The 13,057-nt window shown below is 72.3% G+C and carries 9 protein-coding genes; 4 read left to right on the top strand and 5 right to left on the bottom strand.

The genetic code is table 11. The annotated features are described in order from the left end of the window. The first annotated feature begins 43 nt into the window (after window positions 1–43). Window positions 44–1,054 (top strand): sigma-70 family RNA polymerase sigma factor, encoded by a 1,011-nt coding sequence (locus BJ999_RS18290; RefSeq protein ID WP_229810689.1) that lies wholly within the window; start codon window positions 44–46, stop codon window positions 1,052–1,054. A gap of 148 nt (window positions 1,055–1,202) precedes the next feature. Beyond that, window positions 1,203–2,552 carry a class II 3-deoxy-7-phosphoheptulonate synthase gene (locus tag BJ999_RS18285; RefSeq protein ID WP_229810690.1) on the top strand — a complete coding sequence of 450 codons (1,350 nt, stop codon included), beginning with the start codon at window positions 1,203–1,205 and terminating at the stop codon, window positions 2,550–2,552. Window positions 2,553–2,650: 98 nt separating this feature from the next. Here BJ999_RS18285 and BJ999_RS18280 read toward each other — a convergent pair whose 3' ends face one another. From BJ999_RS18280 to BJ999_RS18270, 3 genes are read right to left on the bottom strand one after another with little or no spacing between them, the layout of a single operon-like run. Continuing rightward, window positions 2,651–3,019 carry an ATP-binding protein gene (locus tag BJ999_RS18280; protein WP_218935119.1) on the bottom strand — a complete coding sequence of 123 codons (369 nt, stop codon included), beginning with the start codon at window positions 3,017–3,019 and terminating at the stop codon, window positions 2,651–2,653. Between the two features lie 44 nt (window positions 3,020–3,063). Beyond that, complete coding sequence (locus BJ999_RS18275) at window positions 3,064–3,390, bottom strand: STAS domain-containing protein (protein ID WP_229810691.1); 327 nt, start codon at window positions 3,388–3,390, stop codon at window positions 3,064–3,066. A gap of 43 nt (window positions 3,391–3,433) precedes the next feature. Next, window positions 3,434–5,674: a SpoIIE family protein phosphatase gene (locus BJ999_RS18270; protein WP_179834415.1), complete on the bottom strand. Its 2,241-nt coding sequence runs from the start codon at window positions 5,672–5,674 to the stop codon at window positions 3,434–3,436. A 327-nt stretch (window positions 5,675–6,001) separates the two neighbouring features. Here BJ999_RS18270 and BJ999_RS18265 point away from each other — a divergent pair, with 327 nt between their 5' ends. Next, the gene (locus BJ999_RS18265) at window positions 6,002–10,243 is read left to right on the top strand and encodes a hybrid sensor histidine kinase/response regulator (protein WP_218935118.1); all 4,242 of its coding nucleotides are present in this window, start codon (window positions 6,002–6,004) and stop codon (window positions 10,241–10,243) included. 69 nt (window positions 10,244–10,312) lie between these two features. After that, a complete protein-coding gene (locus BJ999_RS18260) occupies window positions 10,313–10,969 on the top strand; it encodes a response regulator (RefSeq protein ID WP_179834413.1) in 657 nt (218 codons plus the stop codon). Window positions 10,970–10,995: 26 nt separating this feature from the next. Here the strand turns inward: BJ999_RS18260 and gltX are convergent, their stop codons facing one another. Next, window positions 10,996–12,345, bottom strand: coding sequence for a glutamate--tRNA ligase (gene gltX, locus BJ999_RS18255; protein ID WP_229810700.1), 1,350 nt, complete (start codon window positions 12,343–12,345; stop codon window positions 10,996–10,998). Between the two features lie 96 nt (window positions 12,346–12,441). Next, window positions 12,442–13,020, bottom strand: a complete 579-nt coding sequence (locus tag BJ999_RS18250; protein WP_179834411.1) for a TIGR03086 family metal-binding protein — start codon at window positions 13,018–13,020, stop codon at window positions 12,442–12,444. Window positions 13,021–13,057: the final 37 nt, after the last annotated feature.

Here is a 13,057-nt window from a genome sequence, read left to right as displayed (position 1 = left end):
TGGCGTTGTCCTCCTAGGGAGATCGCACCGGAGAAGGGTCAGGATGGCTGGAACCCGTACCAAGGGCGACAGGGTCGAAGTCCCCGACAAGGATCTTGTCGGGGCGTACCTCGACCGGATCGGCCGTACTCCCCTGCTCGACGCGCAGGAGGAGGTCGATCTGGCCAAGGCGATCGAAGGGGGACTGTACGCCGAACAGCTGCTCGACGAGGGGAAGGTGCCCGAGGGGGCGTCCCGCGAGGAGCTGGCGGAGCTGGCCGCGGCGGGGCTGCGCGCGAAGCAGCGCTTCGTCGAGGCCAATCTGCGGCTGGTCGTCTCGATCGCCCGGAAGTACCCGACCGACTCGTTGCCCCTTATCGACCTCATCCAGGAGGGGAACCTGGGGCTGATGCGCGCGGTGGAGAAGTTCGACTACCGCCGCGGCTTCAAGTTCTCCACCTACGCCACCTGGTGGATCCGGCAGGCGATCGGCCGCGGGCTGAGCCATACCGCCCGCACGATCCGCCTCCCGGTCCACGTCGAGGAGGAGTTGTCGCGGCTGCGGCGTGCGGAGCGCCAGCTCAGCCGCGAGCTAGGCAGGGAACCTTTCCGGGAGGAGCTCGCGGGCGCCCTCGGCGCCGACGCCGAGCACGTCGACGAGCTGCTGCGCTGGCGGCGGGATCCGGCGAGCCTGGACGCGACCGTCGACGACGCCGGCGAGACGCCCATGGGCGACCTGCTGGAGGACCCGGACGCCGTCACGCCGGAGGCGGAGATCCTCGCGCTGGACGACATCGAGGGCCTCGGACGGCTGCTGAACCGGCTTCCCGAGCGCGAGTCCGCGATCCTGCGGGCCCGGTTCGGGATGGACAGCGGGCAACCGCTGTCGTACGCGCAGATCGGCGCCCGGTACGGGCTGAGCCACAACCGGGTCCGGCAGATCACCGACCGTTCGCTGCGGCGGCTGCGGCAGCTGGCCGGCGAGACCGACCTGAGCGGCCGCCGGACGCTCGTCGGCGGGCCCGGAAACGGGACCGCGCCGGAACCGGCCACCGCCGGGACCCGGGCGGCCTGAGCGGGCGCCTGGAGCGGCGGTCCCGCCGCTTGCACGGCAACCGGGCGGCCCCGGAAACGGGGCCGCCCGTCCGCGTTCGGGCCCCGCGAGGCCCCGCCGCGCGGGGCTTTCCGTTCACGCAGGGCGGGCCGTGCCATAGCCTTTCAGGGTGAGTACTTCCACCGTCATCGGGGACCTCGACGCGTGGCGCGCCCTCCCCGCTCTCCAGCAGCCCGACTGGGACGACCCGGACGAGGTGGGCGACGTGACCGCCGAGCTGGCGGCCCAGCCACCGCTCGTCTTCGCCGGCGAATGCGACCAGTTGAAGGCGCAGCTCGCGGACGTCGCCCGCGGTGAGGCGTTCGTCCTGCAGGGCGGCGACTGCGCCGAGACGTTCGAAGGGTCGAACGCCGACGCGGTGAAGAACAAGCTGAAGACGCTGCTGCAGATGGCGGTCGTCCTCACCTACGCGGCGAGCGTCCCCGTCGTGAAGATCGGCCGGATGGCGGGCCAGTACGCCAAGCCGCGCTCCAAGCCCGTGGAGGCCCGCGGCGGCGTGGAGCTGCCCGCCTACCGGGGCGACGCGGTGAACGGATTCGCCTTCGACGCCGCCTCGCGGCGCAACGACCCTCACCGCCTGCTCAAGGCCTACCACTGCTCGGCGGTGACGCTGAACCTGTGCCGGGCGTTCACCAAGGGCGGCTACGCCGATCTGCGCCAGGTGCACGCCTGGAACCAGGACTTCGTCGCGCAGAGCCCGGCCGGCCGCCGCTACGAGCAGCTGGCGGGCGAGATCGACCGGGCGCTGACGTTCATGAAGGCGTGCGGGGCGAACCCGGACGAGTTCCACGGGGTGGAGTTCTACTCCAGCCACGAGGCGCTGCTGCTGGAGTACGAGCGCGCGCTGACCCGCATCGACCACCTGAGCGGCCTGCCCTACGACGTCTCCGCGCACTTCCTGTGGATCGGTGAGCGGACCCGGCAGCTGGACGGCGCGCACGTCGAGTTCCTGCGCCACATCCGCAACCCGATCGGGGTGAAGCTCGGCCCCACGACCTCGGCCGACGACGCGCTGGCCCTGATGGAGCGGCTGAACCCCGAGCGCGAGCCCGGCCGGCTCACCTTCATCACCCGCATGGGCGCCGACCGCATCCGCGACACGCTGCCGCCGCTGATCGAGAAGGTGCACCAGAGCGGGGCCCCGGTCGCGTGGATCTGCGACCCCATGCACGGCAACACGTTCGAGGCGCCGAGCGGGCACAAGACCCGGCGGCTGGACGACGTGCTGGACGAGGTGGCCGGGTTCTTCGAGGTCCACCGGGCCCTCGGCACGCACCCGGGCGGCATCCACATCGAGTTCACCGGAGACGACGTGACCGAGTGCGTCGGCGGCGGCCAGGGGCTCGCCGAAGCCGACCTGCACCAGCGCTACGAGACGGCCTGCGACCCGCGGCTCAACCGGGGCCAGTCGCTGGACCTGGCCTTCATGGTCGCGGAGCTGTACCGCAAGTCCGTCTGATCAGCTCGGCCTGACCGGTGCGCGCCCACCCGCAACGTGCGGTGGGCGCGCTGCCGGTCGGAGCACGCGCGGGAGGCGCGTTCCAGACGGGACGCGTCTCAGATGTCGACCTCGGCCCAGACGACCTTTCCGCCGGTCACCGGGTCGGCGCCCCAGGAGTCGGCGAAGCGGTCGACGATGAACAGGCCGCGGTGCGATTCGTCCAGGGGGCCGGGGACGGTCAGCCGGGGCAGCTGGGCCGCGCGGTCGCGGACCTCGACGCGGACCCGGCCGCCGCCGCGCAGCAGCCGCAGCTCCAGGGCCGTTCCGGCGTGCCGGACGGCGTTGGCGACGAGCTCGGCCACGATGGCGGTGACGAGCTCCTCACGGTCCATCAGCGCCCAGGTGCGCATGGTGCGGGCCGCGAGTCGCCTCGCGTACTCGACCGCCTCGGTCTGGGGTGCCGCGCGCAGCGTGGTCTCGGTCATCGGGTCGGTCACTCCGCCCGCTCGCCGTTCTTCATCGTTTCCCTTCACCGCCCATCGGCCGATGCCTCCTCCGCCGGACCCTCGATCAGGAAGCGGTCGAGGCCGGTCGTGCGCAGCACGTTCTCGACGCGGCCGTAGGCCCCGGTGACGGTGAGCGTGGCGTTCTGCGCACGCGCGTGCTTGTACGCGCGGACGAGGACGTTCAGGCCGGAGGAGTCACAGAAGTCGACCGCCGCGAGGTCGACGACGACCGACCGCTCGCCCGCGTCCACGAGCTCGGTCAGCCGAGCGCGCAGCTCGTCGGAGGAGTGCAGGTCTATCGAGCCGCGCGCGGCGATCGTCGCACGGCCGTCCTGTCGTGTCGTGTGCAAGGCAAGCCCCACGCCACCCCACCTTACCGATTGTTGGTCTCCATCATGACGCCCGCAGAACGATGAGGGCAACGTCGTCGTTCGACGGCTCCGGGCCGAAGTCGCGGACCGCGCGCTGGATGCGTGCCGCCACAGCGCCGGCGCTCAGTCCGGTGCAGTCGGCGAGAATCCGCTCCAGTCCGTGCCCGTCGCCGAGGAGCCGGTTGCCGGAGCGCCGCTCGGTGACGCCGTCGGTCACGCAGAGCAGGACCTCTCCGCGGCGCAGCTCCACGGTATCGATGTGGAACTCCACACCGTCGAAGACGCCCAGCAGCGGCTGGGGCGAGGCGGCCTCGCGAACGCCGCCCTCCGGGTCGAGCACCAGCGGGGGCGGGTGCCCCGCGCTCGTCAGCTTGATCGTCACGCCGTCGCGGCGCCGGCGGGCCGCGATCTCACCGTGCAGCAGGGTGAGCAGCCGCCCGCGCTCGCCCTCGCCGAGGATCAGCCGGTTGAGGCGGGCGAGAACGGCCGGGACGGACAGGTCCTCGGCGGCGAGGATGCGCAGCGCGTGCCGGGCCAGGCCGGTGACGGCGGCGGCCTCGGGACCGGTGCCGCAGACGTCGCCGATGGCGAACCGCCAGCGGGACGCGGGGGCCGGGCCCCCGGGCAGGCGGCCGCTCTCGAAGACGTCGTAGAAGTCGCCGCCGACCTCGCTGCCCTCCCCGGCGGGCTCGTAGACCACCGCCACCTCCAGGCCGGGGATCTCGGGGATGCCGGGCGGCAGCAGGCTGCGCTGCAGGGCGCTGCTCATGGCGGTCTGGGCGGAGAACAGGCGCGCGTTGTCGACGGCGAGGGCGGCGCGGCGGCTCAGCTCCTCGGCCAGCTCGATCGCGCTGCGCGGGAAGCGGTCGGCGGCCGGACGGCCGATCACGATGGTGCCGATGCGCCGGCCGCGGGCGATCAGCGGGAAGGCGTAGACCTGGTCGGTCGCGGTGTCGCCGACGGCGGCCCGGACCTCCTCGGGCGCGGTGGCGAGCCCGTTCCAGGTCCCGGAGGCGTCGGTGGGCGGGGCCGCGCCCGCGTGTTCGAGCAGCTCGCGCAGGCCGTCGGAGCGGTCCTCGTCGGCGTGCCACACGTAGGCGAGCCGGTCGGGCTCGGCCTCGGTGACGGTGTAGACGGCGCACCAGGTGGCCAGGCGCGGCACGACGAGCTGGGCGACCAGCGCCATCGTGCGCTCCTGGTCGAGGGTGCCGGCGAGCAGGTCGCTGGCCTCGGCGACGAAGCTGAGCCAGCCGCGCCAGGATCGTTCCAACTCGCCCACCCTGGCCTTCTCCAGGGAGAGCGACATCTCGTCGGCGAGCCGGCCGAGCCGGGCGCCGTCGGAGTCGTCGAAGCGGCCGGGCAGGGACGAGACGGCCACGATGAGGCCCGTCAGGCGGCCCTGGGACTCCAGCGGCGCGGCGGCCAGCGAGGAGGCCCGCAGCGCCGCAGCGGTCGGGTCGGAGGCGTCCGCGGCGACCCAGGCGGAGCCGGCGCGGGCGTCGGGGGTGAGGGAGGCGACCGAAAGCTCGCCGAGCGGCATCTCGGCGGCCGTCCCGGCGGCCGATCCCATGATCAGCCGTCCGTCGCGCTCGGTCAGCAGGACGGCGGCGCCCTCGGCGCCGAGGACCTCCCGGGCGGTGACGACGCCGTCCTCCATGGCCTCCACGGCCGCCGGGGAGCGCAGGAGCCGGTCGCCGGCCACGGGCATCTCGCTCGCGCCGCCGGCCAGCCGGTCCTCCCGGGCCTGGCCGCCGGCGCCCTCGCTCACCGGCTCGGCCGCGCCGCGGGCGCCGCGCTCGCGGACGGCGTACTCGTCCCGCGTGGCGGTGTCGGCGGTGAAGGCGCCCTCGGAGGCCGCGCCGTCGGCCGGCGTCGCGGCGCCGGTGGCGCCGGGCCGGGGCAGCCGGAACCAGACGCCCTTGGTGCGGCGGTCGTAGGAGACGCCCCAGGATTCGGCGAGGCGGGCGATCGACGGGAGCCCGCGCCCGCTCGAGGCGGTGACGCCCGGCATCTCGATGCCCCGGGTGGGGTGGCGGTCGCGGACCTCGATCTCGACGTCGCCGTCCGCCAGGCGGCAGGAGACCTCGAACGAGGTCCCTGCGTAGGCGATCGCGTTGGTGGCGAGCTCGCTCGTCGCGAGGACCGCGTCGTCGGCCACCTCGTCCATGCCCCAGTCGGCCAGCACCTTGCGGACGAATCGGCGCGCGTCCGCCACCGCCGCCGCGGCGGACGGGAAGGTGGCCGTCGCCGTCTGCCGATCCAACTGTCGTCCCTCGTTCGAAGCGTTCTCTACCCGGGCCTGGCTATCGTGACAGACTGGTCGGCCGCCCGGCACCGAGAGCCGCGAACCCGCCCGGGAATGCGTCCGGCCTGGGCCTTCACGACCCCGCCACAACACGACAGACCGTAACACGAAGGCTACGAGGGCGGACGCGCGGCCGAACCCGCCCAGACGCCGGAAGCGCGCGGAGGAAAGTCCGGCGCCGCGCGGCGACGTAGAGTACAGATGCGGCCGATGAGGCCCCCAGAGCAGCCAGGAGTCCGTGGTATCCGGATAACCGACGAATCGCGGGCCAGGAGGATGAAGAGCATGCCGCGTACCGCGTCACGTGCCCGCCCGAGCGGCGGGTACCGCGACACCACCCCGCGTTACAGCGACGCGGACCTCGAACCGCTCCTGAAGGCGCTGGTCGCCGTGCGGGACGGCAAGGCGAGGTCGGAGCTGGACGTGCCGGGCGAGGGCGCCGTGGCGGAGGCCGCGGCCGTCCTGGAGGAGATCCGGGAGAACGGCATGGAGCTGGCCTCGGGCCTGAGCCGTGTCCGGAGGGAGATCGGCCGGGAGGGGCAGCTGCGGGGACGCCTGACGCCGGGGACGCTGCGGGGCACCTGGGCGGGCGCGGTGGAGGACGCCAACGCGATCATCGACAAGCTCACCGACCTCGCCACCGGGATGAGCCAGGTGGTGGAGGCGGTGGCCGCCGGGGACCTGAGCCAGCGGGTGGAGCTGCGGGTACGCGGCAGGCCGATGCGCGGGGAGCTGCTGCGCATGGCCAAGTCGGTCAACGGCATGGTCGAGCTGCTCGACCAGTTCACCTGGGAGGTCACCCAGTTCGCCCGCGAGGTCGGCACCGAGGGGCGGCTCGGCGGGCAGGCGCCGGCGCGCGGCATGACCGGCCGCTGGCGGGACGTGACCGCGTCGGTGAACGTGATGGCGTCGCGGCTGACCTCGCAGGTCCGCGACATCGCGGAGGTCACCACGGCGGTGGCCCGCGGCGACCTGACCCGCAAGGTCACGGTGGAGGCGACCGGGGAGCTGCAGGAGCTGAAGCTCACCGTGAACACGATGGTCGACCAGCTGTCGGCGTTCGCCGGCGAGGTCACCCGCGTGGCCCGCGAGGTCGGCACGGAGGGGCAGCTGGGCGGCCAGGCGAACGTGCCGGGCGTCAGCGGCGTCTGGAAGAACCTGACCGACAACGTCAACGCGATGGCGAACAACCTGACCTACCAGGTCCGCAACATCGCGCAGGTCACCACCGCCGTCGCCGAGGGCGACCTCGGCAAGAAGATCACGGTCGACGCGCAGGGCGAGATCCTGCAGCTCAAGAACACCGTCAACACGATGGTCGACACCCTGTCGGCGTTCGCCGACGAGGTCACCCGGGTCGCCCGGGAGGTCGGCACCGAGGGACGGCTCGGCGGCCAGGCCCGGGTGCCCGGCGTGAGCGGCGTGTGGAAGGACCTGACCAACAACGTCAACGGCATGGCGTCCAACCTGACCTACCAGGTGCGCAACATCGCGCAGGTCACCACGGCCGTCGCCGAGGGCGACCTCGGCAAGAAGATCACGGTCGACGCGCAGGGCGAGATCCTGGAGCTCAAGGACACCGTGAACGCGATGGTCGACACCCTGTCGGCGTTCGCGTCCGAGGTCACCCGCGTGGCGCGGGAGGTCGGCACCGAGGGGCGGCTCGGCGGCCAGGCGATCGTGCCCGGCGCGGGCGGGGTCTGGCTCGACCTGACCGACAACGTCAACTCGATGGCGAACAACCTCACCAATCAGGTGCGCGGGATCGCGCAGGTCACCACGGCGGTGGCGCAGGGCGACCTGACCCGCAAGATCGAGGTCGACGCGCAGGGCGAGATCCTGCAGCTCAAGACCACGCTCAACACCATGGTCGACACGCTGTCGGCGTTCGCCGACGAGGTCAGCCGCGTCGCCCGCGAGGTCGGCACCGAGGGGCGGCTCGGCGGCCAGGCCCGGGTGCCCGGCGCGGGCGGCATGTGGAAGGACCTGACCGACAACGTCAACGGCATGGCGTCCAACCTGACCTACCAGGTCCGCAACATCGCGCAGGTCGCGACCGCGGTCGCGCACGGCGATCTGACGCGGCGCATCGACGTGGACGCCCAGGGCGAGATCCTGGAGCTGAAGACCACGCTGAACACGATGGTGGACACGCTGTCGTCGTTCGCGTCCGAGGTCACCCGCGTTGCGCGGGAGGTCGGTATCGAGGGCCGTCTCGGCGGCCAGGCCGAGGTCGAGGGCGTCTCGGGCACCTGGAAGCGGCTCACCGAGAGCGTCAACGAGCTGGCCGGCAACCTGACCACCCAGGTCCGCGCGATCGGGGAGGTCGCGAGCGCGGTCGCCACCGGCGACCTGACCCGGACGATCACCGTGGAGGCGCGCGGCGAGGTCGCAGAGCTGAGCGACAACGTGAACCTGATGGTCGCGACGCTGCGCGAGACGACCCGCGCCAACGAGGAGCAGGACTGGCTCAAGACCAACCTGGCGCGGATCGGCGGGCTCATGCAGGGTCACCGCGACCTCCAGCAGGTCGCCGACCTGATCATGCGTGAGCTGACGCCGACCGCCAGCGCCCAGTACGGCGCGTTCTACCTGGCCGAGATCGCGGGCGAGGAGCCCGACCTCGCGCTGATCGCCGGGTACGGGACGCGGCGGCACCGCGGGGGGCCCGTCCGGTTCGGGCTGGGCGAGGGCCTCGTCGGGCAGGCGGCGCAGGAGCGCCGCGCGCTGCTGATCGCCGACGCCCCGGCCGACTACGTCAAGATCGGGTCGGGTCTCGGCGAGGCGTCCCCGGTCAACATCATCGTGCTGCCGATCGTGTTCGAGGACGAGGTGCTCGGCGCGATCGAGCTCGCCTCGTTCGGCCGGTTCACCGACGTCCACCTGGCGTTCTTCAGCCAGCTGATCGAGACGATCGGGGTCACGCTCAACGCGATCCGGGCCAACACCCGCACCGAGGCGCTGCTCGGCGAGTCGCAGCGGCTCGCGCAGGAGCTGCAGGAGCGCTCGGACGAGCTGCAGCGCCAGCAGGGCGAGCTGCGGCACTCCAACACCGAGCTGGAGGAGAAGGCGGCGCTGCTGGCCCAGCAGAACCGCGCGATCGAGATCCAGAACTTCCAGATCGAGCAGGCCAGGCGGACGCTGGAGGAGCGCGCCGAGCAGCTGGCGATCTCCTCGCGGTACAAGTCGGAGTTCCTGGCGAACATGTCGCACGAGCTCCGCACCCCGCTGAACAGCCTGCTGGTGCTGGCCAAGCTGCTGTCGGAGAACCAGGACGGCAACCTCACCGACAAGCAGGTGGAGTTCGCCCGGACGATCCACGAGTCCGGCACCGACCTGCTGGAGCTGATCAACGACATCCTGGACCTGGCGAAGGTCGAGGCCGGGAAGATGGAGGCGCATCCGCAGCGGCTCTCGGTGTCGGCGCTGGTCGACTACGTCGACGCCACGTTCCGCCCGCTGTCGGTCGACAAGGGCCTGCAGTTCGGGGTGGAGGTCGCGCCGGACGTCCCGGCCACGTTCAACACCGACGAGCAGCGGCTGCAGCAGGTGCTGCGGAACCTGCTGTCGAACGCGGTGAAGTTCACCGCCGAGGGCGAGGTGCGGCTGCTGATCGAGCGGGCCGGCGACATCGACTTCACGCTGCCCGCGCTGTGGAACACCCCCGACGTGATCGCGTTCCGGGTGATCGACACCGGGATCGGGGTGAGCGCCGACAAGCTCCAGGAGATCTTCGAGCCGTTCCAGCAGGCCGACGGGACCACGAGCCGCCGCTACGGCGGCACCGGGCTCGGCCTGTCGATCAGCCGGAACATCGCGCGCCTGCTGGGCGGGGAGATCCACGCCGAGAGCCAGCCGGGCCGCGGCAGCGTGTTCACGCTCTACCTGCCCGCCCAGTACAGCGATCGCGATGACCGGCGCCGCTCGACGCTGCCGGACGACGCGGTCGTCGCGGGCGCGGAGACGGCCCCCGGGGTGGTCTCCGGTGCCCCGCACGGGAACCGCGGCGTCGGCGGGGCCGCCGCGGAGGGCGCGCTGCCGGTGGAGCAGCGCCGGCCCGGCGGGGAGCGCCCCGGCAAGTCCGACCAGGCGCTGAACGGGATGCTGCGGGAGCCGCCCACGGACTTCCTCGACACGGTCCTGTCGGACCGCAAGGTCCTGATCGTCGACGACGACGTGCGGAACGTGTTCGCGCTCACCAGCGTCCTGGAGGGCTACGGCATGGAGGTCCTCTACGCCGAGGACGGGCAGGCCGGGATCGACGTCCTGCACCACAACCCCGATGTGGCGGTCGTGCTGATGGACATCATGATGCCGGGCCTGGACGGCTACGCCACCACGGCCGCGATCAGGGAGATGCCGCAGTTCGCCGAGTTGCCGATCATCGTCATCACGGCCAAGGTGATGAAGGAGGACCGGGAGAAGAGCCTTGCCTCGGGCGCGTCGGACTATGTGCCGAAGCCCGTGGACGTGGACCATCTCCTTGATGTCATGAGGAACTGGCTGCAGCCCTCCATCGTCCGCTGAGGAGAGGAGCCGGACAGTAGGGTCGCCGTGGGGTGCGGCGCTGGCGGGACCGGGATCGGAGAGACGCGCGTGGACGACAAGGCCAAGATCCTGCTCGTGGACGACCGCGAGGAGAACCTGATCGCGCTGGAGGCCATCCTCAGCTCGCTCGATCAGGACCTGGTCCGGGCGCGGTCCGGTGAGGACGCGCTGAAGGCGCTGCTCACCGAGGAGTACGCGGTCATCCTGCTGGACGTCGTCATGCCGGGCATGGACGGGTTCGAGACGGCCCGCGACATCAAGCGCCGCAAGAAGACCCGCGACCTGCCGATCATCTTCCTCACGGCGGTGAACAGCGACCCCGACTACGCCTTCCGCGGCTACGCGGCGGGCGCGGTCGACTTCATCTCCAAGCCGTTCGACCCGTGGGTGCTGCGGGCCAAGGTCTCGGTGTTCGTGGAGCTGCACAACAAGAACAAGCAGCTCCGCGACCAGACGGCGCTCCTGCGCGAGCAGGCGGCCCTGCTGAGGGAGCAGACGGCCCTGCTGAAGGCGCGGCCCGCGGAGGCGCCGCAGGAGGCGCCCGGCGACCGTTCCGCGGCCGACCGCCTGGCCTCGGTGGAGGAGCAGGCGGAGGTACTCGGCAAGCATGTGCCGGGCACGCTGCGCGACGAGTACGAGGAGCTCGGCCGCAGGATCCTGCTCCTGCGCGAGGCGCTCGACGGGCAGACGCCCGCCCCGGACTGACCGCTTCGCGGCGCCCGGGCGGGCGGCTAGGCGCCGGCCTCCAGCCGGGCGCGGGCGGCGGCGATGCGGGCGAGGGTGCGGTCGCGGCCCAGGATCTCCAGCGACTCGAACAGCGGCAGCCCCACCGTGCGGCCGGTGACGGCGACGCGCACGGGCGCCTGGGTCTTGCCGAGCTTGAGCCCGTGCTCGGCGCCGACCCGCTCCAGCCGGTCCTTCAGCTCGGCGGCGTTCCACGGCGCGTCCCGGTAGGCGGCCTCGGCGGCGGTGAGGATCGCGGCGGCGGGCTCCTTCATCGCCTTGTTCCAGGACGGTTCGTCGGACGGCGGCTCGTCCAGGAACGCGAAGTCGATCATTTGGACGATCTCCGACAGCAGCGCGACGCGGGTCTGCGCGAGCGGCGCCAGCTCGGCGAACACCGCGACGTCGACGTCGAAGGGCGCCTCCTGCAGGAACGGCAGGCACTCGGCGATGAACTTCTCGGGGGGCAGGGCCCGGAGGTACTCGCCGTTGATCGCGCGAAGCTTCTTGACGTCGAAGAACGCGGGCGAGGTGTTGACGTCCTCGATGCGGAACTCCTCGACCATCACGTCCCAGGGGACGATCTCGCGGTCGTCGGACGGCGCCCAGCCGAGGAGCATCAGGTAGTTGCGCATGGCCTCGGCGAGGTAGCCCTCGGCGCGGTAGTCCTCAAGGGCGACCTTGTCGCGGCGCTTGGACAGCTTCTGCCGCTTCTCGTTGACGATGACGGGCACGTGCGCCCACACCGGCGGCTCCGCGCCGAGCGCCTCCCACAGCAGCTGCTGCTTGGGCGCGTTGGACAGGTGCTCCTCGCCGCGCACCACGTGGGTGATGCCCTGGCTCATGTCGTCGACCGCGTTGGCCAGCAGGAACGTGACCGACCCGTCGGCGCGGGCGATGACGAAGTCCTCCAGGACGGCGTTCTCGAAGACGGGCTTGCCGCGCAGCAGGTCGACGACGGTGGTCTGTCCCTCGTCCGGGGTGCGGAAGCGGAGGGCGCGCCCGGGGCCCTTCTCCAGGCCGCGGTCGCGGCAGAAGCCGTCGTAGCCCTTGTGCTGGTCACCGGTCCGGGCCACCACGGCCTCGCGGGAGCAGTCGCAGTAGTAGGCGCGGCCCGCGTCCTTCAGCGTGTGGACGGCCTCGGCGTGCTTGTCGGCGTTGGCGGACTGGAAGTAGGGGCCCTCGTACTGCCCGCCGTCCATCCCGAGCCACGCCAGGGCGCGGATGATGCCCTCGGTCCATTCGGGGCTGTTGCGGGAGGCGTCGGTGTCCTCGATCCGCAGCACGAGCGTCCCGCCCGACTGTGCGGCCATCGCCCAGTTGAACAGCGCCGAGCGGGCGCCGCCGACATGGAACATGCCGGTCGGTGACGGGGCGAAACGTACGCGGATCGAAGAGGTCGAAGACATGCCCCCAGCGTAGGGCGCACGGGGCCCCGCTCGCGCCGGGTTTGTTCAGGGCTTCCAGCGGGGATCGCGGCCGGACGCCCCGAGGAGGCGGTCGAGCAGCGGCGCGTCCTCGGGCACGGCGACCTCGGGACCGAGCACGCCGTACTGCCGGCTGATCTCGGCCGTGGAGGCGACCTGCTCCCAGGCGGCCCGGAGCACCGGGTCCGGGAAGGCGGGCTCGCCGCCGGTGGCGACGGCGAGGTCCCAGCCGTGCAGGACGCACTCGCCGAGCACGATCCCGGCGATGAATCCGGCGGGCATGCCCTCCGTGCTGCCGGTGAGGCTGGTCCTCCCCTCCCAGGCGGCCGGGTCCTGCCATGCCTCGGCGGTCCGGCGGGCCTGTTCCGCGAAGCGCTCGGCCCAGCCGGGCTCTGCGGTGAAGTCGTGGTCCTCCCCCGGCCCCGCGGGCGGCACCCTGCGCGCGGCGCTCTCGCCCCGCGCGCTCCAGAAGATCAGATGATTGACCAGGGCCCGGACGTCCCAGTCCGGGCACGGCGTGGGCGCGTCCATCTTCTCCTCGGGAGCCTCCAGGACGATCCGCGCCGCGGCCTCCGCCGCGGGCGTCAGCTGGCTCCGGACATCCATGATCGTTTCCTCGCTCATCGGTTCGAACACACCTGCA

The organism is Actinomadura citrea, assembly GCF_013409045.1.
GTDB classification, from domain to species: domain Bacteria; phylum Actinomycetota; class Actinomycetes; order Streptosporangiales; family Streptosporangiaceae; genus Spirillospora; species Spirillospora citrea.
This window is presented reverse-complemented; position numbering and strand designations above follow the sequence as displayed.

Coding starts and splice junctions, on each gene's coding strand:
- BJ999_RS18290 (WP_229810689.1), top strand. CDS start 44: ATGGCTGGAACCCGTACCAAGGGCGACAGGGTCGAAGTCCCCGACAAG.
- BJ999_RS18280 (WP_218935119.1), bottom strand. CDS start 3,019: ATGACCGAGACCACGCTGCGCGCGGCACCCCAGACCGAGGCGGTCGAG.
- BJ999_RS18265 (WP_218935118.1), top strand. CDS start 6,002: ATGCCGCGTACCGCGTCACGTGCCCGCCCGAGCGGCGGGTACCGCGAC.
- gltX (WP_229810700.1), bottom strand. CDS start 12,345: ATGTTCCATGTCGGCGGCGCCCGCTCGGCGCTGTTCAACTGGGCGATG.
- BJ999_RS18250 (WP_179834411.1), bottom strand. CDS start 13,020: ATGGATGTCCGGAGCCAGCTGACGCCCGCGGCGGAGGCCGCGGCGCGG.